Source organism: Streptomyces litmocidini, assembly GCF_014649755.1.
Taxonomy (GTDB): domain Bacteria; phylum Actinomycetota; class Actinomycetes; order Streptomycetales; family Streptomycetaceae; genus Streptomyces; species Streptomyces litmocidini.
The window spans coordinates 198,567-222,380 of sequence record NZ_BMTQ01000009.1; the positions used below are offsets into that span (position 1 = coordinate 198,567).

Here is a 23,814-nt window from a genome sequence, read left to right on the forward strand (position 1 = left end):
TAGCGCTCGACTCGCAGGCGGCCAAGGCCTCGACCAGGCCTGATGCACAGGGGAGACGTTTCGTGGAGCAAACGGCAACCGTGGACCCGATCCTGGATCTGGCCCGCCCGTCGAACCTGCGGAACCCCTACCCGGCCTATGCCCGCATGCGGGAGGCCACGCCGGTCCTCTGGCACGAACTGCTCGGCTCCTGGGTCCTGACCCGCCACGCCGACTGCCTCGCGGTGCTCACCGACAGCGACGGCTTCGCCTCCGACTGGCGGCGCGCGGGCGAGGACGTCCCCGCACCGCTGCTGAGCGTCCAGACCCTCGACCCGCCGGAGCACACCGCCATCCGGCACCTGCTGCTCGACGGCTTCCGCGCCCAGGACCGCCGGGCCCTGCACGACGGTCTGGAGCCGCAGATCGCGGACCTGCTCGCCGAGCTGGCCGGACGGCCCTCCTTCGACTTCGTCGGGGAGTTCGCCGAACCGGTCGCCCTCCGCTTCGTCACCGCCTTCCTCGGTGTTCCCGCGCCCGAACTCGACTGGTTCGTGCCCATGTCCCGTGCCGTCGTCGACGGCATGGACGCCGGGCTCTGGCCCGAGAAGCACGAGCCCGCCGTCGCGGCCCGGGCCCGGCTCGCGGAGTACGCCGGCGGATGGCTCGCGGACCCGCCCGAGGACGGGCTCATCGCGTACGTGGCGGAGCACGCGGCGGACGGCGGAGTGGAAGAAACGGTTCTTCGGAACAGTCTGCGGGCCGTCCTCCACGCGGGCTACGAATCCGCCTCGCGGCTCCTCGGCAACGCCGCGGCCGCCCTCCTCACCACCCCCGGCGCGCTCGACGCGTTCAGAGCGAACCCGGCCCCGGCCGTGGACGAACTCATCCGGTACGACGCACCGGTCCAGGCGGACGCCCGGGTCTGCGTCACCGACACCGAACTGGGTGGCGTCACCATCAAGGCGGGTGATCCGGTCACGCTCTTCCTGGGCGCGGCCAACCACGACCCGCTGCGGTTCGACCACCCCGCAGAGCTGCGACTCGACCGCGCCCCGAACCCGCACCTCGGGTTCGGACGCGGGGCCCATGCCTGTCTGGGCGCGTCCATGGCGATCCGGCTCGCCGGATCGGTCCTCGGGGCCCTGGCCAGGGACTACCCGGACGCACGGGCCGTCGCGGAACCGGATCACCGGCGCAATCTGACCCTCCGCGGTCTCGACCGCTTCGAGGTCACGCTGCGTCCACGAGCGGGGGAGGAGGTTCGACCATGAAGTACTGGCACTGAAACCCACGAGCGTGACGCCCGTCCGGGAGGCGGGCGGCACGCCGGTGCACGGCTCACGTGCACCCCGCCGGAGCCCCGGCCCGCTGCGCGGCCGGGGCTCCGGCCCTCCGTCAGACCCCCCGGCGCAGCTTCCCCGGCAGCCAGCCCAGCTGGGCCGCCTGCTGGAACGTGTCGCCGCCCTCGTGGTCGTTGAAGTCGTACACCTCGATCGCCTTCTCCTCCGCGGCGTACGCGTTGAAGGCCGCGAACACCGTCGACGGCGGGCAGGTCAGGTCCTCGAGCGCCGTCGAGAACAGGGCCGGAGCCGTGGCACGGGCCGCGAAGTGGACCCCGTCGAAGTAGGCCAGCGTCTCGCCGACCCGCTTGACCCGGCCGCGGTGCGTCTTGAGGTAGTCGCCTATCTCGCGGTACGGCATGCGGTCCGTGATCGTCGTCGCGCGCGGGAAGTCGCACAGGAACGGCACGTCCGGCGCCACCGCCACCAGGTCCCGCACCAGCCCCGCCACGGCCAGCGTGACGCCGCCGCCCTGGCTGATCCCCGTCACCGCCGTACGGCTCGCGTCCACCAGCGGATGCGAGCGGGCCGCCTCCACGGCGCGCACGGCGTCCGTGAAGAGCCGGCGGTAGTAGTAGGAGTACGGGTCCTCGACGCCCCGCGTCATGAAGCCCGGGAACGAGGGCGCGCTGCCCACCGGGTCCGGGGTGTCGCCGGTGGCCCAGCCGCTGCCCTGTCCGCGCGTGTCCATCACGAAGTGCGCGAAGCCGGCCGAGGCCCAGAGCAGATGGGTGTGCGGAAGGCCCCGCCCGCCGCCGTACCCGAGGAACTCCACCACGACGGGAAGCGGTTCGGTCGCTCCGGCCGGCAGGACGAACCATCCCCTCACCGGGTGTCCGCCGAACCCGGCGAAGGTCACGTCGGAGACCTCCACCGTGGCCAGCCCGGTCGCCACGGGCACGAAGCGCGCGTCCAGTTCGTGCGCGCGTGCCTCGTCGAGGGTCTTCGCCCAGAAGGCGTCGAAGTCCTCGGGCTCCACGGACGCGCTGCGGTACGCGCGGAGCCGGTCGAGGGGCAGGTCGAACTGGGCCATGAAAACCTCCTGGTGGGTGAGGGTCTCGTACGCGGTCCCGACCGGTCGCCCCGGCCTTCCTCACCCTAGGGGACGCCCACGCCGACGCGTACACGTGAACTCTCGGACTCTCCCGGCGGACACTCCGCGCGGTGAACGCCAGGAGAGCACCGCGAGGCCGCCCGTCGTGACATCCTCGGACGAACCGCCCATGCCACGTCAGGTCCGTGGGCCCTCGTCCTGCGCGGAGGGACACCTTGCTCATCAGCCATGCCGTACGTCACGAGGCCCTGTACGTGACGCTCCACCGCGACCTGGACGTCACCCATCGCGCCGCGGCGGCCCTCCGGATCGAAGCCCTCGTCCAGGCGCACCGGCCCGCCCGGGTCGTCGTCGTGGTCCCGACCGCCGACCCCAGCCCCGCCACCCTCAGCGCCCTCGCCCGCGCCCACCGCATGTGCGCCGGTCTCGGCGTCCCCCTCACCCTCAGCGGCGCGAACGACCGCACCCGCCGCCTCCTGGAGCCCGACGGAGCCTGAGACGACGGCCGCGCGCCTGCCGCCGCTCCGCCCGGGCGGAGCGGCGGCAGGCGCGCGGTGACGCTCAGACGGTCGCGGGGAACCTGTCCCAGGCACGATGCCCGGCGAGGGCGCGCGTGAGCTGCTTCAGGGCCGCGGCGGAGGTGTCCGCGAAGGCGGTGCCCGGCCCCTCCTCCCGGAGGCCGGCCGCTCCGAGGATCCGGGAGGAGCCGTTCCAGCCGCCGATGGCCTTGCCGTGGCGGTACGCCTCCGTCAGCAGCAACAGGACCCGGGGGTCGGGGCCGTCGGGGTCGGGCGCACCGGCCTTCGCGTCGCGGGCGCCGTGGGCGTCGGCCGCCGCCCGGGGCACTCCGGCGAAGAGCAGGGCGTCGAACTCGACCGAGCGCGCGGTGGCGAAGGTGCGCTGCACGGTCACGGGGTTCCTCGTCCCCAGGACACCGCCCGTCGGGCCGATCACGAGCGGGACCATTCCCGCGTTGAGGATCGCCTTCTTGGCGGCCCGGACGCCCTTCAGGTCGGCGTCGCCGTCGGCCACGATGCCGATGACCCTCCCGTCCACCGGCCAGGTGCGGCCGATCTGGGACAGGGCGGGGCTCGGCTCGACGTCCGCGAGCGGTTCGGTGGCGGCCGGGGCGGGAAGCCCGAGGCCGGCGGCGACCCCCTCGCACAGCTGCGGGTCGATGTTGGCGAGGACCTTCAGCGTCCTCTCCTTCACCGCCTGTTCGTAGCACTTGTTCAGTTCGAAGGTGTAGGCGGCGATGATGTGCTCGCGCTCGGGCGGCGTCATGCTCAGCCAGAAGATCCGCGCCTGGGAGAAGTGGTCGGCGAACGAGGCGGAGACCTCCCGGACCTTCCGCGCGGCGGGGATCTCGACGGGGGCTTCGATGAAGGCCCCCTCGTCCGCCCCGGCCAGGAACGGACAGCCGCCGTCGAGGGAGTTGGGCCGGTAGGGCGCCACTCCGGCGTGCACCGCCGTCTGGTGCATCCCGTCGCGGAGCATGTCGTTGACCGGGGCGTGCGGACGGTTGATGGGCAGCTGCGCGAAGTTGGGGCCGCCGAGCCGGCTGATCTGGGTGTCCAGGTAGGAGAACAGGCGCGCGGCGAGCAGCGGGTCGTCGGTGATGTCGATGCCGGGCACGAGGTGTCCGGGGTGGAAGGCGACCTGCTCGGTCTCGGCGAAGAAGTTGGTCGGGTTGGCGTTGAGGGTCATCAGGCCGAGCGGCCGCACCGGCGCGAGCTCCTCGGGCACCATCTTGGTGGGGTCGAGCAGGTCGATCCCCTCGAAGGTCTGCTCCGGGGTGTCGGGGAAGACCTGCACGCCGAGTTCCCACTGGGGGAACGCGCCCGCCTCGATCGCGTCGGCCAGGTCGCGGCGGTGGAAGTCGGGGTCCATGCCGTTGGTGAGCTGCGCCTCCTCCCAGACCAGGGAGTGGACGCCGAGCTTCGGCTTCCAGTGGAACTTCACCAGGGAGGTCGAACCCTCGGCATTGGTCAGCCGGAAGGTGTGGACGCCGAAGCCCTCCATCATCCGGTAGGAGCGGGGGATGCCCCGGTCGGACATGTTCCACAGGGTGTGGTGGGTGGCCTCGGTGTGGAGGGACACGAAGTCCCAGAAGGTGTCGTGGGCACTCTGCGCCTGGGGGATCTCACGGTCCGGGTGCGGCTTCGCGGCGTGCACGATGTCGGGGAACTTGATGCCGTCCTGGATGAAGAAGACCGGGATGTTGTTGCCGACCAGGTCGAACGTGCCCTCTTCGGTGTAGAACTTCGTCGCGAAACCGCGTGTGTCACGGACGGTGTCCGCGGAACCCCGTGAGCCGAGGACCGTCGAGAAGCGCACGAAGACGGGCGTCTCGACGTCCTTCGCCAGGAACGCGGCCTTCGAGATCTTCGCGGCCGTGCCGTAGCCCCGGAAGACCCCGTGCGCGGCGGCCCCCCGGGCGTGGACCACCCGCTCGGGAATGCGCTCGTGGTCGAAATGGGTGATCTTCTCCCGCAGGTGGTGGTCCTGAAGCAGCACCGGGCCGCGCGCACCCGCCTTGAGCGAGTGGTCGCTGTCGGGGAGCCGGGTGCCCTGGGCGTTCGTCAGATGGGCGCCGCCCTGCGCCACCGTCGCCCGGGGCGCGCCCGTGGGCTGTCCCGTGGGGCTGAAGGTGTCGGGGCCGTCCTGGTCGGGAGCGGGCGGCAGGGGCTCCCGGGGCCGGGTCGGCTCGGCCACCTCCGGCGGCTCCGGCGTCGGCCTGCCGGGCGCGGGGCGCGACTCGTCCCGCTTCCGGCGCCCGCCCTCGGCCGCCGTGGCCTTCTGGGCCGCAGTCTTGCTCGCGTTCTTCCGGACCATGCCTGATCTCTCCTCCTGAGGGATTCCGCGGCCTGCGAGGTCCTCGCCGCCCACCGGACGACGTGCCCCGGGCCCGATGTCACCCTCTCGTCTCGAGTGCCATCCGGCATCCCGAGTACCCCCGCTCTGCCCAGAGACTCCCCCTGAACAGGCGTTCTCGGGAGATCGGGACGGGTAGGGGCGGGATGTGAACCAGTCGAACGCCTCCCGCCTCCCCCGCATCGACTCACTGGAGGAACTCGCCGACGTCCTCGCCCGCGAGCGCGGCCTGTACGTGCGGTGGTCGAGGGGCCCCGGCGTCGACCTGCCGGGCGTGAGCAGCCGCGACGATCTCACCGGAGTCCGGCTCCCGGGCCTGTCGGCGAGCTCGCTGGACGTGGAGCCCTGGTGGGGCGAGCGCCCCCTGCGCACCTGGGCCGCGCGCCGCCTCTACGACTACTCCCACCTCCCGCGGGTCAAGGACCCCGAGGTGCGGCCCTGGCTCCTGCGCGGACGCGAGGTCGGGCGCGGCCCCGACAACGAGCCCCTGGTCACGGAGGTGCGGCCCCTCGGCTGGATCGGCGAGCGCGTCATCGAGGAGGCCGCGTCCGAGGTCGAACGCCATGCGAACGGCTGGGGCCCCCTCGACCGCCACGCCTGACCGGTGCGGCGCGGGAGAGGCCACGGCGCCGTCCACGAGGGGCGGCGGCCCAGCGCCGTGGCCGTGCCGGGCCACCCGCCCTCCGGGATGGGGCCACCGCGCGGGAATGAAAGGCCGGCCCTCGGGCAACCGGAGGGGAAGACGACCCTGGGAGCTGGTGTGACCATGGAAAGCGACGCACGGACCGGACGTCCGGCGCGACCGATGCCGTCCTTCGACCCCGAGCCCGGCGCTCGGTCCTCAGGAGCGGCCATGGGCACGCCGCCCGACGACCCGGTCCCTCCGAGTCCGACACCGGTGCCGGGCCCCGGTCCCGGGCCTCAGCCCGGCCCCGTTCCCGGACCGGTGCCGGGACCCGGCGGCCCGGATCCGGTGCCGCCGACACCTCCCCGGCCCGAACCGGACCCCCAGCCCGGGGGTCCTCAGCCGGAGCCCGGGCCGCGCCCGGGACCTCTGCCCGGCCCCGTCCCCGCCCCGGAACCGGTCATCCGACCGGCCTGACCGGCCTGACCGGCCTGACCGGTCCGACCGGGCTGTTCGGGGCCGCCCTGACCGGCCCGGTCAGGGCGCCGGGGCGACTGTCCGCGTGGCACCGGTGAGGACCGCCCCGACGGACGACGCGCTCACGCGTCGTCCCCGGCGCCGCGCCGGTCCGACCGCTTGTGGCCGCCGGGCAGGAACTCCTGCACCTTGGCCTTGAAGCCCTGGCGGACCATCGCGGTCCGGTCGCTGTCCCCCTTGAGGACCGAGGCGGCGGCCGCCTCGATCTGGTCGAGGGAGGCGTGCGGCGGGATCGGCGGCACGGCCGGGTCCGTGACGAAGTCGAGGACGCAGGGCCTGTCGGCGGCCAGCGCCGTCTCCCAGGCGCCCCGGACCTCCTCGGGCTTCTCCACCCTGATGCCGTGCAGGCCCATGAGGCGGGCGTGGTCGGCGTAGGCGACGTCGGGGATCGACTGCGAGGGCAGGAACTGCGGGGCGCCCGACATGGCGCGCATCTCCCAGGTGACCTGGTTGAGGTCCCGGTTGTTCAGGACGGCCACGATCAGGCGCGGATCCTCCCATTCCTGCCAGTACTTGGCGATGGTGATCAGCTCGGCCAGCCCGTTCATCTGCATCGCCCCGTCGCCGACCAGCGCGATCGCCGGGCGGTCACCGTGCGCGAACTTGGCGCCGATCACGTACGGCACGCCCGGCCCCATGGTGGCGAGCGTGCCGGAGAGCGATCCGCGCATGGCCCCGCGCAGCCTCAGGTGGCGGGCGTACCAGTTGGCGGCGGAGCCGGAGTCGGCGGCCAGGACGACGTTCTCGGGCAGCAGGTCGTCGAGTGCGTGGGCGACGTACTCGGGGTTGATCGGGTCGGCCTCGACCGCGGCCCGCCGCCCCATGACCTCCCACCAGCGGGCGGTGTCCTTCTCGATCTTCTTCCGCCAGCCCTTGTCCTTGCGCCCCTTCAGCAGCGGCAGCAGCCGGGTCAGCGTCTCGCGGGCGTCGCCGACCAGATTCACCTCGAACGGGTAGCGCAGGCCGACCATGTGCGGGTCGATGTCGATCTGCACGGCCCGCGCCTGCCCGAACTCCGGCAGGAACTGCGTGTACGGGAAGGAGGAGCCGATCACGAGCAGCGTGTCGCAGCCCATCATCATGTCGTACGACGGCCTGGTCCCGAGCAGGCCGATCGAACCGGTCACGTACGGCAGGTCGTCGTCCAGGGCGTCCTTGCCGAGGAGCGCCTTCGCCACGCCGGCGCCGAGGCGCTCGGCGAGGGCCATGACCTCCTGACGGGCGCCCCGGGCGCCCTGGCCGATCAAGATCGCCACCTTCTCGCCCGCGTTGAGCACCTCGGCGGCGCGGGCCAGGTCGTCGTCGGCGGGCACGGGGGCGTACCGGGGCATGCCGAGGCTGGAGGGCACCATCTTGAAGGCGTGCCCGGGCGGCGAGTAGTCCAGTTCCTGGACGTCGGCGGGGATGATGACGGCGGTCACCGACCGCCGGGCCATCGCGGTGCGCATCGCGCGGTCGATCACGTTGGGGAGCTGCTCGGGGACGGTGACCGTCTCGCAGAAGTCGGAGGCGACGTCCTTGTAGAGGGCCATCAGGTCGACCTCCTGCTGGTAGGAGCCGCCCATGGCGCTGCGGTTGGTCTGCCCGACGAGGGCGACGACCGGGACGTGGTCGAGCTTCGCGTCGTACAGGCCGTTGAGCAGGTGGATCGCGCCGGGCCCGGACGTGGCGGCGCACACCCCGACCTTCCCGGAGAACTTGGCGTAGCCCACAGCTTCGAACGCGGCCATCTCCTCGTGCCGGGCCTGGATGAACCGGGGCTCGTCCTCGGCCCTGCCCCAGGCGGCCAGCAGCCCGTTGATCCCGTCGCCGGGATAGGCGAAGACGTACTCCACCTCCCAGTCGCGCAGCCGCTGGAGTACGTGGTCGGAGACCTTCGTCGACATGGTGGGGCCTTTCAACGGTTGTTCTCGTGCGTGGACTGTGGTGTCGTGCGGGGGAGCCGGCCCGGGCGGGCCCCGGCCCCCGTCACGGAGCGCGCCGGAGCCTGAGGACACCCCGGCCGGCCGCGGTGACGGCAGCGGCGGTGAGCGCCGCGGCGCCCGCGGTGGCGGCCCAGCGGGCGGTCCGCGGGGGCGGCTCCGGACGCCGGGCGAGGCGTTCGGGCCGTCTGTCGGGCAGGTTCCCGTCGAGGCCGAGGGCCAGCACCTCGGCCAGGTGCAGGGCCCGGCGGCCGGTGCCGCCCTGTTCGATCTGGGTGCGGCAGCTGAAGCCGTCGGCGAGCACGAGGCCGTCGGGAGCCGCGGCGCGGACGGCGGGCAGGACGCCCAGTTCCCCGACCGCCATCGAGACGTCGTAGTGGCCGCGCTCGAAGCCGAAGTCGCCCGCCAGGCCGCAGCAGCCCTCGTCGAGGACGTCGGCGTCGAGGCCGGCCCGGCGCATCAATTCCCGGTCGGCGTCGAACTTCATGACCGCGTGCTGGTGGCAGTGGGTCTGCACGAGCGCCGTCCGGGCCACGTGCGGCGGACGCCAGTCCTCGGGGGCGTGGTGGACGAGCTGTTCGGCGAAGGTGCGGACCTGCCCCGCGAGCCGTTCGACGTCCTGATCGGCCGGCATCAGCTCGACCGCGTCGGCCCGGAACACGGCGGTGCAGGAGGGCTCCAGACCGATGATCGGAGTGCCGGCCTCCAGATAGGGCCGCAGCACCCGCACGGTGCGGCGCAGCGCCTTCTTCGCGATGCCCAGCTGACCGGTGGAGATCCAGGTCAGGCCGCAGCACACCGGTTCGGTGGGCACGGCGACCCGGAAGCCGGCGTCCTCCAGGACCCGTACGGCCGACATCGCGATGGACGGGTGGAAGGAGGTGGTGAAGGTGTCCGGCCACAGGACCACCGTCCGTGGGTCGGCCGGGTCGGGGTTCCCGGCCCCTTCCCGCGCCCGCCACCACTGCGGGAAGGACCGGCGCGCGAACACCGGTGTCTCCCGTCGCGGGTCCACCCCGGCGAGCCGCTTGCCCGCCGCGGCGAGCCCCGGCGCCTGGAGCACGGTGTTGACGAGGGCGGGGGAGAGACGGGCGAGCCGGGCCCACAGCGGCAGCCAGCCCATCGCGTAGTGGGCGGCGGGACGCAACCGGCCCGCGTAGTGGTGGGAGAGGAACTCGGCCTTGTAGGTGGCCATGTCGACGTTCACCGGGCAGTCGGACTTGCAGCCCTTGCACGCCAGGCACAGGTCGAGGGCGTCCTTCACCTCCGTCGACCGCCACCCCTCCGTGATCACCGAGTCCTCGTGGCCCGCGAGCATCTCGAACAGGAGCCGGGCCCGGCCCCGGGTGGAGTGCTCCTCCTCCCGCGTGGCCCGGTAGGAGGGGCACATGACGCCCCCGGAGTGGCCGCGGCAGTTGCCGACGCCCACGCACCGCATCACGGCGCGGGTGAAGGAGTGGTCGTCCTCCGGATAGGCGAAGTGCGTCGCGGGCGTCGCGGGGCGCCAGTCAGGGCCCAGGCGCAGGTGCCCGTCCACCGGGTGGGGGTCGACGACCTTGCCGGGGTTCATGCGGTTGCCGGGGTCGAACAGGGTCTTCATCTCGCCGAAGGCGGCCACCAGCCGTGGGCCGAACATCCGGGTCAGGAGCTCCCCGCGGGCCTGGCCGTCGCCGTGCTCGCCGGACAGGGAACCGCCGTACGAGGCCACCAGGTCGGCGGCGCGCTCCACGAAGCGGCGGAACTCGGCGACTCCGGCGGCGGTCTTGAGCGCGAAGGGGATCCGGGTGTGGACGCAGCCCTGTCCGAAGTGCCCGTACAACGACGGGTGGTCGTAGTCGAACTCCTCGAAGAGTGCCCTCAGGTCCCGCAGGTAGTCGCCCAGACGTTCGGGCGGGACGGCGGAGTCCTCCCATCCCTCCCACGTCTCCCGGCCGTCCGGAGGGCGCGCGGTGACACCGAGGCCGGCCTCGCGGGCCCTCAGCATCTTCTGCTCCCGCTCGGGGTCGTCGGAGAAGGCCACGTCGGCGTCCTCCTCGTGACGGCCGACGGCGGCGAGCAGGGCGTGGGCCCGCGCGTCCACGTCCTGCCGGCTGTCGCCGCTGAACTGCACCATCAGCCAGCTGTCGCCGGCGGGCAGGACGCGGAGGGAGTCGAGGTACGCGCCCTCCTCGCGCATCAGCTGGGCCATCCTGCCGTCCAGCGCCTCCAGCTGACTGGGCGAACAGTGCTCCAGCAGCCGGGGGACGTCGTCGGCGGCCGCGCAGATGTCGTCGTACCCGAGGACCAGCAGCGATTGGCACGGCGGTACGGGCACGAGTTCCAGTTCCGCCCGCAGGACCGTGACCAGGGTGCCCTCGCTGCCGACCAGCGCCTTGGCGACGTCGAAGCCGTTCTCGGGCAGCAGCGAGTCGAGGTTGTAGCCGGAGACCCGGCGGGGGACCTCGGGGAAGCCGCGCCGGATGTCACCGAGGTACTCGGCGACGATGCGGTCCAGACCGGCGTACAGCTCGGCCTTCCGCCCGCCCCCGGCGGCGATGCGGGCACGCTCCGCCTCACCGGTGGGCCCCACCCAGGTGCGCAGCCCGTCGTAGGTCAGGATCTCCAGCCGGCGGACGTTGTCGACCGTCTTGCCGTACGCCTGGGCCGACGCGCCGCAGGAATTGTTGCCGATCATGCCGCCCAGGGCGCAGTGGCTGTGCGTGGACGGCTTCGGACCGAACTGCAGCCGGTGGTCCGAGAGCCGCCGGTTGAGTTCGTCGAGGACGATGCCGGGCTCCACCACGCAGGTCCGGGCGTCGGGGTCGACCGAGACCAGGGCGTGGCAGTACTTCGTCCAGTCGATCACCACGGCGGCGTTCGTGGTCTGCCCGGCCAGGCTGGTGCCGCCCCCGCGGGACAGCACGGGCGCGCCGAAACGCGCACAGACCTCCACCGCTCGCGCTCCGGCCTCCACCGACCGTGGGACGACCACGCCGATCGGCACCTGGCGGTAGTTCGATCCGTCCGTGACGTACGCGCCCCGGCTCCCCGTGTCGAACCGGACCTCACCGTCCACCGCCGCTCGCAGCGCCACCTCGAGCGCCGCCACGTCAACCGAAGACATCAGAGGGCCCGCCTCCACCTGCGGATCATGAGGTCCAGTGGGCCGCTGCTCGCGTCCCCTTCTTCGTACTCGCGTACCCCCGCCCGCGGCCCGCAAAGACACTTTCCTGGCTTTTCATCTGAAATCAGCACGTCTCGGCCGGGGTGCGGGCCGGCCGTCATCCGGGCCGCGGTGGCAGCCGCCCGGCGGCGCCCGTGCCATGCCGGTGGACTTCCCTGCGCGTCGCCGCTCGCCGCCGAACAGGTGGCCGTCCCGGGCGGGCGGTCGCGGAACCGGGCGGGCGAACGGCCGGGGCGGGTCTCCCGGGAGTGGAGCGGCGGGTGCGGACGGGCGCCCGTCTCGCGGGGGTGCTCACCACCACCGCCCCCAAGGCGGCCGGCCACCTCTCCATGGCCACCGCGTTCGGGTTCCTCCTGTTCGCCGGCTTCGCCGACGCCGTCATGCCCCTGCGGACCGGCGCACCCGACGTGGCCTTCCCCGCCTCGACGCCCTCACCCACGGGCTCTTCCTCCTCGGCGGAGTGATGGCCGTCTCCGGCCTCGTCGTTCCGGGCCGAGCCGCCTCCTTCGGCTGGTTCGCCCACGCGCCCCTGAACGGCCCGGTCTTCCCGCCCGGAGCGGGCGGCGACCTGTGGACCATGGGGCTCGTCCTCTCCGGAGTGGGCACGACCCTCACGTCGGTCGACTTGGGCACCGCCATCGTGAGCCTGCGGGCCCCGGGGATGACGATGTTCCGGATGCCGGTCTTCACCTGGAACGTGCTCCTCACCTCCGTGCTCGCCGTCCGCCGGGCCGGCCGGGCGACGACTCCGGCGGTGGGGCGGCAGGCGGTGAACCCGATCGGCCCCCGGCCGCGGGGCGCGGGCGGAGCCGCCCCGTGGCCCGCCGACCGCCTTGAGACGCGGGAGCAGGGACCGCTCACCGGGCGCCTCTCACCCGCAGGGCCGTGCGCGGTCCCCCCGGGCGGATCCTCGCCGGGCTTCGCGTCGACCCAGCCCGCGCCACCCGGCTCCTGCGCGCCCCGCTCGTGCTGACGAACCTCGAAGTCGACCGCTGACGGGAAGACCGCACACGAAGCGCCGACGTACGTCGGGGTGACGGTCCCTCCGATCAGCGGGCCGCCGTTCTACCTTCGTCACTGTGATCAGGATCCCCGAGGTGGCGAAGCGGCTCATGATCGGCCGTGCCCTGCGCAGCAGCGAGTTGGGGCAGACGCTGCTTCCCAAGCGTGTGGCCCTGCCGATCTTCGCCTCGGACCCCTTGTCGTCGGTCGCCTACGCGACGCAGGAGATCCTGTTGGTGCTCACGCTGGGCGGACTGGCGTACGTGCACTTCACGCCGTGGATCGCGGCGGCGGTCGTCGCGCTGATGACGGTGGTGGTGCTGTCGTACCAGCAGGTCGTGCGCGCCTACCCGAGCGGTGGGGGCTCGTACGAGGTCGTGTCCGCGAACCTGGGCGAGGGGGCCGGTCTGGTGGTGGGGGCTGCCCTGCTGGTCGACTACGTGATGACGGTGGCGGTGTCGGTGGCTTCCGGCGTGGACAACATCATCTCCGCCGTCCCCCAGCTGCACGCCCAGCGGGTGCCGATGGCACTGGGCTTCGTGGCGCTGCTCGCGGTGGTGAACCTGCGGGGGGTGCGCGAGTCCGGGCGGGCCTTCGCCGCGCCGACGTACCTGTTCGTCAGCGGCGTCCTCGTCATGATCGCCACCGGGCTCTTCCGGTACCTGGCCGGGGACGCGCCGGTCGCCGAGAGCGCGTCGTACGGCATCCGGCCGCAAGAGGGCGACGCACAGCTGGCCGGCGCGGCGCTGGTGCTGCTGGTGTTGCGTGCGTTTTCCAACGGCTGCACCGCGTTGACCGGCGTGGAGGCGATCTCCAACGGGGTTCCCGCCTTCCGGAGGCCGAAGTCGCGCAACGCGGCGATCACCCTGGCCGTGATGGGCCTCATCGCCCTCACCATGTTCGTCGGTGTCACCACCCTCGCGATCGTCTCCAAGGTCCACATCGCCGATGACGCCTGCCGGCTCACCGGACTGGGCGGGGACTGTTCCGCCCACCAGCAGCGCACCGTCATCGCCCAGATCGCGGCCGCGGTCTTCGGCGGGGAGAGCAGTTTCGGCTTCTACTACGTCCAGGCGGCCACCGCGCTCGTCCTGATCCTCGCCGCGAACACCGCGTTCAACGGTTTCCCGCTGCTCTCGTCGGTCCTCGCGCAGCGCCGCTACCTGCCCCGGCAGCTGCACAGCCGGGGAGACAGGCTCGCCTTCTCCAACGGCATCGTGGCACTGGCCGTCACCGCCGGTCTGCTGCTGTGGGGGTTCGAAGCCAGCGTCACGGCCCTGATCCACCTGTACATCCTGGGCGTCTTCACCTCCTTCACGTTCTCGCAGACCGGCATGGTCCGGCACTGGAACCAGGTCCTGGCCGCAGGGAGCGACCCCGCGCTGCGCCGCCGCCACAGCGTCGCGCGGATCATCAACGCGGTCGGCGCGGTCTTCACCGGCCTGGTCCTGGTGGTGGTCCTGTTCACGAAGTTCCTCGACGGCGCCTGGCTGGCCGTGCTGGCCGCCGGGGTGCTGTGGCTGCTGATGCGCGCCATCCGCGGGCACTACGACCGCACCACCGCCGAGCTGACGAGCACCGACCCGCACGCCGACCTCACCTCCCCCTCCCGTGTCCTGGCGATCGTGCTGGTCTCCAACGTCCACAAACCGACGCTCCGGGCCCTGGCCTATGCGCGCGCTTCGAAGCCGGCCCGGCTGGAGGCGCTGACCGTCGCCGTCGACCGCGACGAGACGCGCGCACTGGAAGACCAGTGGGAGCGGCTCGGCATCGACGTCCCCCTCAAGGTCCTGGACTCCCCCTACCGCGAGGTCACCCGGCCCGTCGTCGACCACGTGCGCTCCCTCCGCCGCGAGAGCCCCCGCGACATGGTCGCGGTCTACATCCCCGAGTACGTCGTCGGCCGCTGGTGGGAGAACCTGCTGCACAACCAGTCCGCACTCCGGATCAAGGCACGCCTGCGCTTCACTCCGGGCGTCATGGTGATCAGCGTGCCCTGGCAGCTCATCTCCTCCGCGCGGGCCGACCACCACGGTGCACGTGCTCCGGGCTCCGTCCGCCGAGGCGAACCGCCGCACTGACCGGGAGCCGTCCGGAGGCCCGGAGGCCCCGTACGGCTTGCGGACCCCGCAGACCGTCGTCTCACCGGTGACGAAAGGGAGCGTGAGCGGTGGACGGACCGGTGACGGTGGGCGTGGACGGTTCCCCCTCGAACACGAGAGCGCTCGACCGGGCCGCGTACAACGCCGGTCTCCTCGTCCTCGGAGTCCACCACCGGCACGGCATGGTCCACCGCGAACTCGGACCCGCCCACCACGCCGCACCGCGCCACTCGCCCTGCCCCGTCGCCCTCGTAGGTACCCCCTGGGCCCCACGAGGACCAGGACTGTCGACGCCGGGTGAAACCAGGGCGCGTCAGGGCGTCTCCGGGAGGGGCCCACCCGCCGGAAGGACGACGGTGCCCCCGCCCGGACGCCGGGCGGGGGCACCGCGTTCCCTCACCGTGCCCGGGCCGTACGGGCGAGGGCGTCCCGGGCCGCTTCCTCGGCGACGGCGCGGTCCTCCGGGACCACGCCGATGCGGGTGCGGCGGTCGAGGAGGTCGGAGACGTCGAGGGCGCCTTCGTGGCGGACCGCCCACACCAGTTCGGCGCCCGTGACGGGATGGCCGGGTACGACGGGTTCGGCCAGGGCGGGGTCTTCGAGGCCGAGGGCGTGGACGGCCGGGGCTTCGGAGCCGTAGCGCTGGACGAGGCGGGGCGGGACGTCCAGACCGGCGAGGGTCCCCGGGCGGGCGGCGCCGACGAGGGGGACGGACGCCGTGCGGCAGGCGCCGGCGGTCAGGCCGCGGGCGGTGACGGCCGCGTCGACGGCGTCCTGGGCCATGCGGCGGTAGGTGGTCAGCTTGCCGCCGACGACGGTGACGATGCCGTCGGGCGACGTGAGCACGGCGTGCTTGCGCGAGATGTCGGCGGTGCGGCCCTCCGAGTCCCGGGTGTCGAGCAGGGGCCGCAGCCCGGCGAAGGCCCCGACCACGTCGGAGCGCCCGACGGTGACGTCGAGGGCGGAGCCGAGGACGTCGAGGAGGAAGCCGATGTCGGTCTCGGGGACCTCCGGCACGTCGGGGACGGCGCCGTCGACGGGCTCGTCGGTGAGGCCGACGTACACGCGCCCGTCGCCCTGGGGCAGGACCAGGACGAAACGGTTCGTCTCGCCGGGGATCGGGATGTGGAGTCCGGCGGAGAGCCGGCCGAGGGTTTCCGAGCGCAGGACGAGATGGGTGCCGCGCGAGGGGCGGAGCCGTACGTCGTCGATGAGGCCGCCCGCCCAGACCCCGGCCGCGTTGACGACGGCGCGGGCGTGGACGCGCAGTTCCTGGCCGGTGGTCTCGTCGCGCACCAGCGCGCCGTCCCCGTGGAGTTCCAGGGCCCTGGCCCGGGTGAGGATCCGGGCGCCGTGGGCGGCCGCGGTGCGGGCGATCGCGGTCACCAGGCGCGCGTCGTCGGAGAGCCGCCCGTCCCAGGAGAGCAGTCCGCCGCGCAGGCCGACGGGGCGCAGGGCCGGGGCGAGGTGGCGGGTCTCGACGGCGGACAGCGCGCGCGGCTGCGGCAGCGTGCGGCGCGAGGTGCGGGCGCCGACGCGCAGCAGGTCGCCCGCGACGAATCCGGCGCGGGCGAGGGCGGCCTGGCCGCGGCTGACGAGCGGGGTGAGGGGGAGCACGAAGGGCTGGGCGCGGACGAGGTGGGGGGCGGTGCGTTCCATGAGGATGCCGCGCTCGACGGCGCTCTCGTGGGCGACGTCGAGCTGTCCGGACGCGAGGTAGCGCAGTCCGCCGTGGATCAGCTTGGAGCTCCAGCGGGAGGTGCCGAACGCGAGGTCGTGGGCGTCGATCGCGGCGACGCGGAGGCCGCGGGTGGCGGCGTCGAGCGCGGCTCCGGCTCCGGTGGCGCCGAGCCCGACGACGAGCACGTCGACGACGTCGCCGTCGGCGAGCCGGTCCAGTTCGCGTCGGCGCCGCTCGGCGTCGAGCGAGGAGCCGGGCAGGGCGGTGCTGCACGTGGGGTTCATGGGGCGAGGGTCCTCTCCAGCAGGGTGCGCAGCTCTTCGAGGAAGGCGGCTTCGCTCAGTTCGGGATCGTCCTCGTCGGCCATGGTGCGCAGCGAGAGCGTGAAGGACTGGACGACGAGCAGCAGGGACCGGGCCTGCACGTCGGGGTGGGCGCGGCGTACGGAACCGTCCTCGTGCCCTTCCTCCAGCGCGGTGACGAGGAGCCCGAGCAGGGCGTCCTGGCTGGCGCCCCGCCGGTCGAGGACGTACGGCAGCAGCAGTTCGGGGTCGACGTCGAGGATCTTCCGGAACAGCGGATGGGACCGGAACGCGGCGACTCCCGCCACCAGCCCCTCGACGATCCGGGCCCGTTCGGGCCCCTCGTCGTCGGCGGGCGGCATGGCGCAGGCGGCCACGGCGATCCATTCACGGGTCATCAGGTCGCCGACGAGGGTCCGCACGTCGGGCCAGCGCCGGTACAGCGTCATCCGGGACACGCCGGCCCGCCGGGCGACGTCGGTGAGGGTGGTCCGCCGTACGCCGACGGCGAGCACGCAGTCGCGTGCTGCGTCGAGTACGGGATCCGCGTCCGCATGCTTGTGACGAATGGGCGTCATCTGTCACAGTGTAATGCAGGTACGGGCCGAGCGGCAGTGCCGTCCGTCAAACAGACCGTGAGGAACCTCTCGAAGTGGACATGTTGTGGAGCGGCTGGGGCGACCCGGCCAAGGCGGCGCCCCTGCCCGAATCGGTGACCGGCCTGCTGCGGGACCTGCTCGGCGTCACGCCGCGCGAGAGCGGCCCGTCCGCCCTCGCCGACATCGACGTGCCCGCCCCGGCACTGACCGGCGAGGCGAGCAGCGCGCTGCGCGCCGCCGTCGCCGCACCCGACGGCCTGCGGGACGACGCCGAGAGCCGCATCCGGCACACCCGGGGCAAGTCGACCCCCGACCTCCTGCGCATCCGCGCCGGCGAGGTCGACGACATCCCCGCCGCCGTCGTCCTTCCCGGCAGCCACGACGAGGTCCTCGCCGTCCTGCGGGCCTGCGCGGACCACGGCCTGTCCGCCGTCCCGTTCGGCGGCGGCACCTCCGTCGTCGGCGGCCTCGCACCCACCACGAAGCGGCCCTTCGTCGCCCTCGACCTGCGGCGCCTCGACCAGCTGCTCGCCCTCGACGAGGTGTCGCGCACCGCCACCCTGCACCCCGGCCTGCGCGGCCCGCAGTGCGAGGCGCTGCTCAACGAGCGGGGCTGGACGCTCGGCCACTTCCCGCAGTCCTTCGAATGGGCGTCCATCGGCGGATTCGCCGCGGCCCGCTCCAGCGGCCAGGCCTCGGCCGGCTACGGCCGCTTCGACGAGATGGTCCTCGGCCTGAAGGTCGCCACCCCCGAGGGCACCCTGTGGAGCGGCCGCGCCCCGCGCTCCGCCGCCGGACCCGACCTGCGCCAGCTGATCCTCGGCTCCGAAGGCGTCCTCGGCGTGATCACGTCGGTGACCGTGCGCATCCGCCCTCTGCCGCAGAAGCGGATCTACGAGGGCTGGCGCTTCGCCTCCTTCGAGGCCGGCACGACCGCACTGCGCCGGCTCGCCCAGGACGGCCCGCGGCCCACGGTGCTGCGGCTGTCGGACGAGTCCGAGACGTTCGTCGGGCTGGCGCAGCCGGACGCCATCGGCACCGCCGAACTCCCGCAGAACCCCGGCTGCGTGGCCATCGTCGGCTTCGAGGGCACCGAGGCCGACACGGCCGCCCGCCGTGCCGCCGCGCACGAGGTCCTCCTCGCCTGCGACGGCGAGTTCATCGGCGAGGAGGCCGGCGACAAGTGGGAGCACGGCCGCTACGACGCGCCCTACCTGCGTGACGCGCTGCTCGACGCCGGCGCGTTCGTCGAGACGCTGGAGACGGCCGCGTTCTGGTCCGCCGTCCCCGGTCTGTACGCGGCGGTACGCTCCGCGCTGACCAGCACCCTCACCGAGTCCGGGACCCCGCCGCTCGTCATGTGCCACATCTCGCACACCTACGAGAACGGCGCCTCGCTGTACTTCACCGTCGTCTCCGCGCAGGGCGAGGACGCCGTCGCGCACTGGGCACCGGCGAAGCGGGCGGCGAACGACGCGATCCTGGCGGCGGGCGGCACCATCAGCCACCACCACGGCGTCGGCACCGACCACCGCGACTGGTACGCCCACGAGGTCGGCCCCCTCGGCATCCGCGTGCTCCAGGCGGTCAAGGCCGAGCTCGACCCGTCCGGCGTGCTGAACCCCGGCGTCCTGATCCCCACCCGCTGAACCCCTCCCTCCTGAACCCCTTCTTCTGCCGCCCGGAGGCCAGAGCCATGCGACAGTTCACCGCCGTCGTCAACCCCACCGCAGGGGGATCCAGCGGCACGGCGAGCTTGCTCCCGCTGGCCCGGCTGCTGCGGGAGGCGGGCGCGCGGCTCGACACCGTCTACAGCCGCAGCCTGGAACACGCCCGGGAAATCGCCCGGGACGCCGGAGCGAAGGGGCACGTCGTGCTGGCCGTCGGCGGTGACGGCATGGCCGGCACGGTCGGCGGGGCGCTCAGCGGCACGGACACGGTCTTCGGTCTGGTCCCCGCGGGCCGCGGCAACGACTTCGCGCGCGCCCTGGGACTTCCCACCGATGCCCGGGGTCTCGCCGAGGTGCTGCTCGACGGCGAGCCGCGGGCCGTCGACACCATCGGGGTGGAGTCCGCCGGGCACACCGGGGTCTGCGTCCTCGGCAGCGTGTACGCGGGCGTCGACGCGGTGGCCAACCGCCACGCCAACGCCGCCCGTCTGCTGCGCGGCGCGGCCTCCTACTACGTCGGCGGCCTCCGGGCGGTCCTCGCCTGGAAGCCCGCCGCGTACCGGATCACGATCGACGGAACCGGACACGAGCGCACCGGCTACACCGTGGTCGCGGCCAACTCCGGGTTCTACGGCTTCGGGAGGAACATCGCACCGGACGCGCGGGTCGACGACGGCCTCCTCGACGTCGTGGTGATCAAGGACGCGCCCAAGCGGCTCTTCTTCGCCATGATGAACGAACTGAAGACGGGCGCGCACGTGCACCGGCCTCAGATCGAGATCCTGCGCGGCAAGGAGGTCCGCATCGAGGCCGACCGGCCCCTCCCGTACGGCGCGGACGGCGAGGTGGACGCGACCCTGCCGGTGACCCTCAGGGTGAGACCCGCGTCCCTCCGCGTACTGGCCTGACCACGGCTCGGGGCCTCCCGCTCCGCGTCCGCGCCGAGGCGCTCGGCGCCGGCGGCCACGGGGAGACCGTCCGCGCCACCACGGGGTGGCCCGTCGCTGACGGATGTGCCCCGGGACCGACCGGCCCCGGGGCACACCGCGTGCAGGCCGGGCGTCAGGCGCTCTCGGGGAAGTGGCAGGCCACCTGACGGGCCTCGCCCCGTGCGGTGGTCCGCAGGACCGGCGCCTCGGTGCGGCAGACCGCCCGCGCCTTGGGACAGCGGGGGTGGAAGGTGCAGCCGGGCGGGGGAGCGGCCGGGCTCGGCGGGTCGCCGAGCAGCGTGATCCGTTCCCTGGCCCGCTCGGCGGCCGGGTCCGGCAGCGGCACCGCCGAGAGCAGCGCCCGGGTGTACGGATGCTCCGGCGCCCCGTACACCCGCTCCTTGTCCCCGATCTCCACGATCCGGCCGAGGTACATCACCGCGACCCGGTCGCAGACGCGCTTCACCACGGACAGGTCGTGGGCGATGAAGAGATAGGCGAGGCCCAGCTCCCGCTGGAGCCGCTCCATCAGATTGACGATCTGCGCCTGCACGGACACGTCGAGGGCGGAGACCGGTTCGTCCGCGACGACCAGCCGGGGGCTCGTCGCGAGCGCGCGGGCGATGCCGATGCGCTGCGCCTGGCCGCCGGAGAACTCGTGCGGATAGCGGTCGATGTGCTCCGGGATGAGCCCGACGAGCTCCATCAGCCCGACGGCCCGCTCGCGCGCCTCCGCCGCCGAACTCCCCTGGACCAGCAGGGGGTCGGAGATGATCCGGGCCACCGTCTGCCGTGGGTTGAGGGAGGAGTGCGGGTCCTGGAAGACCATCTGGATGTCGCGGCGCAGCGGCTTCAGCTGCCGCTGGGACAGGTGGCTGATGTCGCGCCCGTCGTACGAGACGGAGCCGGCGGTCGGTTCCAGGAGGCGGACGATCGTGCGGCCCGTGGTCGACTTGCCGCAGCCGGACTCGCCGACGAGGCCGAGGGTCTCGCCCGCCGCGAGGTCGAAGCCGACGCCGTCGACGGCCCGGATCGGCGCCGAGCGGCCCCGGCGCCCCGGGAAGGTCGTCCTGAGGTCCCGTACGCGGAGCAGGGGCGGGGGTGTGGTGGTCATGGGGCGACGCCTTCGTGTGCGGGGAAGTGGCAGGCGGCCGGGTGTCCCTCCGGGCCGCCGAGCACCGGGCGCTCGGCCGCGCACCGCGCCCGCTCCTCCTCGGAGCCGCGGGCGGCGCGGGCACAGCGGGGCGCGAACGCGCAGCCCGGTGCCGGGTCGAGCAGGGACGGCGGGCTGCCGGGGATCGCCCGCAGCGGCGCGTCGTCCGGGTCGTCGAGCCGGGGCAGCGAGTCGAGCAGACCCCGGGTGTACGGATGTGCGGGGGACGTGAACAGGGCGTCCACCGCGGCCTGTTCGGCCGCCCGGCCGCCGTACATCACCAGGACGTCGTGGGCCACCCGGGCGACCACGCCCAGATCATGGGTGATCATGACGACGGCCAGCCCCCGTTCCTCCTGGAGGCGGGCGATCAGTTCCAGGATCTGGGCCTGGACGGTCACGTCGAGCGCGGTCGTCGGCTCGTCCGCGATGAGCAGGTCCGGTTCGCAGGCCAGCGCCATGGCGATCATCACGCGCTGGCGCATCCCGCCGGAGAACTGGTGCGGGTACTCGCCGGCCCGGCGTCGCGGCTCGGGGATGCCGACCTCGGCGAGGGCTTCGACGGCCCGCGCGCGGGCGGCCCTGCGGCCGGAGCCGAAGTGGACCCGGTGGTGCTCGGCGACCTGCTCTCCGACGGTGTGGTACGGGTGCAGACTGGACAGCGGGTCCTGGAAGATCATCGCCATCTTCCGGCCGCGCAGTCCGTTGAGCGCGCGGTCGGAGAGGCCGATCAGCTCCTGCCCGTCCAGGACGACGGAACCGGTGACGTCCGCGCCGGTGTGCAGGCCCATGACGGCGAGCGAGGTGACGGACTTGCCGGATCCCGACTCGCCGACGATGCCGAGGGTCCGGCCGCGCGGCACCTCGAAGGCGAGGGAGTCGACCGCCCGGACGGGGCCGTGCTGCGTCGGGAAGGTGACCGTGAGGTCCCGTACCGACAACAGGGGAGTGGAGTCGGCCATCAGTACCTCACTCGCGGGTCGACGACGGCGTACAGCAGGTCGACGGCCAGGTTGGCGACGACGATGAAGGTGGCGGCGAGCAGCGTGACGCCGAGGATGACGGGCTGGTCGCCGGTGGAGAGGGCGCCGTAGAACAACCGGCCGACGCCCGGGAGTCCGAAGATGGACTCGGTGATGACGGCGCCGGCGAGGAGACCGCCGAGGTCCATGCCGAAGAGGGTGAGGACGGGGGTCATGCCGGCGCGGAGCCCGTGTTTGACGACGACCGTGCGGCGGGGGAGTCCCTTGGCGCGGGCGGTGCGGATGTACGGCTCCGCCATGGTCTCGATCATCGAACTGCGGCTCTGACGGGCGTACATGGCGGCGTACAGGATCGCGAGCGCCAGCCAGGGCAGCAGCAGGTTGGCGGCCCAGCCGAGCGGGTCGGCGCCGAACGGCGTGTACTGCGGATAGGGCAGCAGTCCGGCCACCCGGATCAACCCGTAGATCAGCATGACCGAGGTGAAGTAGACGGGCAGGGAGGCGGCGGCGACCGCGCCGACCATGAGGACGCGGTCGGTGAGGCTGTCCTTGCGCAGGGCCGCCGCGACGCCCGCGGAGAGTCCGAGGAGCAGCCAGAGCGCGGCGGCGCCGAGGGCGAGGGAGGCGGAGACGGGGAGCCGGTCGACGAGCAGGTCCCAGACGGGCTGGCTGTTCTCGTACGAGTAGCCCAGGCAGGGGAAGTCGCAGTTCAGCGCGTACGGGCCGGAGCCGATCGTGCGACCGGTGAGGATCCCGGTGGTGAAGTCGGCGAACTGCCGCCACAGCGGCTGGTCCAGTCCCATGTGGGCGCGGATGGCCTCCAGGCGCTCGGCGCTGCACGATTTGCCGCAGGCCGCGGCGGCGGGGTCGGAGGGCAGGACGTAGAAGATGGTGAAGGTGACGGCGGCGATGGCGACGAGGACGGCGACGACGCCGAGCAGCCGGCGGGCCAGGTAGAGGATCACGCGCGGCTTCCCCTCGGGTCGAGGATGTCGCGCAGCGCGTCGCCGAGCAGCGTGAACGCGAGCACCGTGAGGAAGAGGCAGAGGCTCGGGACGACGAAGTACGTGGGATCGGTGTCGTGGAAGGCGACGCTCTCGGCGATCATCTGTCCCCAGGAGGGCGTGGGCGGCCGGACGCCGACGCCCAGGTAGCTGAGGGCCGCCTCGGTGGCGATCATGCCGGGGACGATCAGGGTCGTGTAGGCGATGACCGGCCCGGCGACGCCGGGGAGGATCTCGCGGGTCAGGATCCGCCAGGGGCCGGAGCCGCCGACGCGGGCGGCGTCGACGTACTCGCGGTGCTTGAGCGAGAGGGTCTGGCCGCGGACGACGCGGGCGATGCCGGGCCAGCCGAACAGGCCGATGACCAGGGTCATCAGGACGATCCGGTTGACGTCACGCGCCACCGACATCGTCGCGATCATGAAGATGAGGGAGGGGAAGGACATCGTCAGGTCCATCAGACGCGAGAGGGCGCTGTCGGTGCGGCCGCCGAAGTAGCCGGCCGCGATCCCGGCCGCGGTCCCGGCGACGACGACGATGGCCGTCGCGGCGAAGGCGATGAGCAGGGAGACCTGGGCGCCGTGCACGACCCGGGCGAACAGGTCGCGGCCGGTGACGGGTTCGACGCCGAGCCAGTGCTCGGCCGAGACGCCGCCGAGCGGGCCGACGGGCAGGCCTCCCAGGTACGGATCGACGGCGCTCTTGTCGAACTCCTCGGGCCCCCAGCCGCCCAGCGCGCTGAGCAGCGGGGCGGCCACGGCCATGACCGCGAAGAGCGTGACGACGACGAGGGACACCTTCACCGAGGGGCGACGGCGCAGTTCCGCGCGGGCGAGTCGCCAGGGACCGCTGCCCGCGCGCGAGGGCGGAGAAATGGTCGACATGACTGGTG

The 23,814-nt window shown here is 73.3% G+C and carries 18 protein-coding genes; 8 read left to right on the forward strand and 10 right to left on the reverse strand.

Going from position 1 to position 23,814, the window contains the following annotated elements:
* Nucleotides 1-62: 62 nt before the first annotated feature.
* Nucleotides 63-1,253: a cytochrome P450 gene (locus IE180_RS20865; protein WP_190158429.1), complete on the forward strand. Its 1,191-nt coding sequence runs from the start codon at nucleotides 63-65 to the stop codon at nucleotides 1,251-1,253.
* Between the two features lie 124 nt (nucleotides 1,254-1,377).
* Here IE180_RS20865 and IE180_RS20870 read toward each other — a convergent pair whose 3' ends face one another.
* Entirely contained in the window at nucleotides 1,378-2,355 is a 978-nt protein-coding gene (locus tag IE180_RS20870) for an acetylxylan esterase (RefSeq protein WP_190158430.1), read from the reverse strand.
* A 236-nt stretch (nucleotides 2,356-2,591) separates the two neighbouring features.
* Between IE180_RS20870 and IE180_RS20875 the strand changes: the two genes are divergently transcribed.
* A complete protein-coding gene (locus tag IE180_RS20875) occupies nucleotides 2,592-2,873 on the forward strand; it encodes a hypothetical protein (protein WP_190158431.1) in 282 nt (93 codons plus the stop codon).
* Nucleotides 2,874-2,937: 64 nt separating this feature from the next.
* On the opposite strand, the gene IE180_RS20880 is transcribed toward IE180_RS20875, so the two are convergent.
* Nucleotides 2,938-5,211: a catalase gene (locus IE180_RS20880; protein WP_190158432.1), complete on the reverse strand. Its 2,274-nt coding sequence runs from the start codon at nucleotides 5,209-5,211 to the stop codon at nucleotides 2,938-2,940.
* 187 nt (nucleotides 5,212-5,398) lie between these two features.
* On the opposite strand from IE180_RS20880, the gene IE180_RS20885 reads away from it, so the two are divergent.
* Entirely contained in the window at nucleotides 5,399-5,851 is a 453-nt protein-coding gene (locus tag IE180_RS20885; RefSeq protein WP_190158433.1) for a DUF6098 family protein, read from the forward strand.
* Between the two features lie 623 nt (nucleotides 5,852-6,474).
* On the opposite strand, the gene IE180_RS20890 is transcribed toward IE180_RS20885, so the two are convergent.
* Nucleotides 6,475-8,298 carry a thiamine pyrophosphate-requiring protein gene (locus IE180_RS20890; protein ID WP_190158434.1) on the reverse strand — a complete coding sequence of 608 codons (1,824 nt, stop codon included), beginning with the start codon at nucleotides 8,296-8,298 and terminating at the stop codon, nucleotides 6,475-6,477.
* Between the two features lie 82 nt (nucleotides 8,299-8,380).
* On the reverse strand, nucleotides 8,381-11,437 hold the full coding sequence (locus tag IE180_RS20895; RefSeq protein ID WP_190158435.1) for an FAD-binding and (Fe-S)-binding domain-containing protein: 3,057 nt from the start codon (nucleotides 11,435-11,437) through the stop codon (nucleotides 8,381-8,383).
* A gap of 320 nt (nucleotides 11,438-11,757) precedes the next feature.
* On the opposite strand from IE180_RS20895, the gene IE180_RS37555 reads away from it, so the two are divergent.
* The 3 genes from IE180_RS37555 (at nucleotide 11,758) to IE180_RS20905 (ending at nucleotide 14,580) form a co-directional block, all read left to right on the forward strand.
* Nucleotides 11,758-11,961, forward strand: coding sequence for a hypothetical protein (locus tag IE180_RS37555; protein ID WP_373302800.1), 204 nt, complete (start codon nucleotides 11,758-11,760; stop codon nucleotides 11,959-11,961).
* On the forward strand, nucleotides 11,961-12,470 hold the full coding sequence (locus IE180_RS37560) for a cbb3-type cytochrome c oxidase subunit I (protein WP_373302801.1): 510 nt from the start codon (nucleotides 11,961-11,963) through the stop codon (nucleotides 12,468-12,470). Before IE180_RS37555 ends, IE180_RS37560 begins: the two co-directional genes overlap by 1 nt.
* 139 nt (nucleotides 12,471-12,609) lie before the next feature.
* Nucleotides 12,610-14,580: an APC family permease gene (locus IE180_RS20905; RefSeq protein WP_190158513.1), complete on the forward strand. Its 1,971-nt coding sequence runs from the start codon at nucleotides 12,610-12,612 to the stop codon at nucleotides 14,578-14,580.
* Between the two features lie 417 nt (nucleotides 14,581-14,997).
* Here the strand turns inward: IE180_RS20905 and IE180_RS20910 are convergent, their stop codons facing one another.
* Nucleotides 14,998-16,566, reverse strand: a complete 1,569-nt coding sequence (locus IE180_RS20910; protein WP_190158436.1) for a glycerol-3-phosphate dehydrogenase/oxidase — start codon at nucleotides 16,564-16,566, stop codon at nucleotides 14,998-15,000.
* Nucleotides 16,563-17,162 carry a TetR/AcrR family transcriptional regulator gene (locus tag IE180_RS20915; RefSeq protein WP_190158437.1) on the reverse strand — a complete coding sequence of 200 codons (600 nt, stop codon included), beginning with the start codon at nucleotides 17,160-17,162 and terminating at the stop codon, nucleotides 16,563-16,565. The genes IE180_RS20910 and IE180_RS20915 overlap by 4 nt, the downstream gene beginning before the upstream one ends.
* 74 nt (nucleotides 17,163-17,236) lie before the next feature.
* Between IE180_RS20915 and IE180_RS20920 the strand changes: the two genes are divergently transcribed.
* Entirely contained in the window at nucleotides 17,237-18,832 is a 1,596-nt protein-coding gene (locus IE180_RS20920) for an FAD-binding oxidoreductase (RefSeq protein WP_190158438.1), read from the forward strand.
* Nucleotides 18,833-18,879: 47 nt separating this feature from the next.
* Nucleotides 18,880-19,761 carry a diacylglycerol/lipid kinase family protein gene (locus tag IE180_RS20925; RefSeq protein ID WP_190158439.1) on the forward strand — a complete coding sequence of 294 codons (882 nt, stop codon included), beginning with the start codon at nucleotides 18,880-18,882 and terminating at the stop codon, nucleotides 19,759-19,761.
* A 154-nt stretch (nucleotides 19,762-19,915) separates the two neighbouring features.
* Here IE180_RS20925 and IE180_RS20930 read toward each other — a convergent pair whose 3' ends face one another.
* Genes IE180_RS20930 through IE180_RS20945 form a run of 4 tightly spaced genes read right to left on the reverse strand, consistent with a single transcriptional unit; the run spans nucleotide 19,916 to nucleotide 23,806 of the window.
* The gene (locus IE180_RS20930; protein WP_190158440.1) at nucleotides 19,916-20,896 is read right to left on the reverse strand and encodes an ABC transporter ATP-binding protein; all 981 of its coding nucleotides are present in this window, start codon (nucleotides 20,894-20,896) and stop codon (nucleotides 19,916-19,918) included.
* The gene (locus IE180_RS20935; protein ID WP_190158441.1) at nucleotides 20,893-21,897 is read right to left on the reverse strand and encodes an ABC transporter ATP-binding protein; all 1,005 of its coding nucleotides are present in this window, start codon (nucleotides 21,895-21,897) and stop codon (nucleotides 20,893-20,895) included. Before IE180_RS20935 ends, IE180_RS20930 begins: the two co-directional genes overlap by 4 nt.
* The gene (locus tag IE180_RS20940; protein WP_190158442.1) at nucleotides 21,897-22,883 is read right to left on the reverse strand and encodes an ABC transporter permease; all 987 of its coding nucleotides are present in this window, start codon (nucleotides 22,881-22,883) and stop codon (nucleotides 21,897-21,899) included. Before IE180_RS20940 ends, IE180_RS20935 begins: the two co-directional genes overlap by 1 nt.
* On the reverse strand, nucleotides 22,880-23,806 hold the full coding sequence (locus IE180_RS20945; RefSeq protein WP_190158443.1) for an ABC transporter permease: 927 nt from the start codon (nucleotides 23,804-23,806) through the stop codon (nucleotides 22,880-22,882). Before IE180_RS20945 ends, IE180_RS20940 begins: the two co-directional genes overlap by 4 nt.
* Nucleotides 23,807-23,814 lie beyond the last annotated feature (8 nt).

Bases quoted from the DNA above. Each gene is read 5' to 3' on its own strand.
- IE180_RS20930 (WP_190158440.1), bottom strand. From the start codon at position 20,896: ATGACCACCACACCCCCGCCCCTGCTCCGCGTACGGGACCTCAGGACG.
- IE180_RS20895 (WP_190158435.1), bottom strand. From the start codon at position 11,437: ATGTCTTCGGTTGACGTGGCGGCGCTCGAGGTGGCGCTGCGAGCGGCG.
- IE180_RS20925 (WP_190158439.1), top strand. From the start codon at position 18,880: ATGCGACAGTTCACCGCCGTCGTCAACCCCACCGCAGGGGGATCCAGC.
- IE180_RS37560 (WP_373302801.1), top strand. From the start codon at position 11,961: ATGGCCGTCTCCGGCCTCGTCGTTCCGGGCCGAGCCGCCTCCTTCGGC.
- IE180_RS20910 (WP_190158436.1), bottom strand. From the start codon at position 16,566: ATGAACCCCACGTGCAGCACCGCCCTGCCCGGCTCCTCGCTCGACGCC.
- IE180_RS20890 (WP_190158434.1), bottom strand. From the start codon at position 8,298: ATGTCGACGAAGGTCTCCGACCACGTACTCCAGCGGCTGCGCGACTGG.
- IE180_RS20945 (WP_190158443.1), bottom strand. From the start codon at position 23,806: ATGTCGACCATTTCTCCGCCCTCGCGCGCGGGCAGCGGTCCCTGGCGA.
- IE180_RS20870 (WP_190158430.1), bottom strand. From the start codon at position 2,355: ATGGCCCAGTTCGACCTGCCCCTCGACCGGCTCCGCGCGTACCGCAGC.
- IE180_RS20915 (WP_190158437.1), bottom strand. From the start codon at position 17,162: ATGACGCCCATTCGTCACAAGCATGCGGACGCGGATCCCGTACTCGAC.
- IE180_RS20880 (WP_190158432.1), bottom strand. From the start codon at position 5,211: ATGGTCCGGAAGAACGCGAGCAAGACTGCGGCCCAGAAGGCCACGGCG.
- IE180_RS20935 (WP_190158441.1), bottom strand. From the start codon at position 21,897: ATGGCCGACTCCACTCCCCTGTTGTCGGTACGGGACCTCACGGTCACC.
- IE180_RS20905 (WP_190158513.1), top strand. From the start codon at position 12,610: ATGATCGGCCGTGCCCTGCGCAGCAGCGAGTTGGGGCAGACGCTGCTT.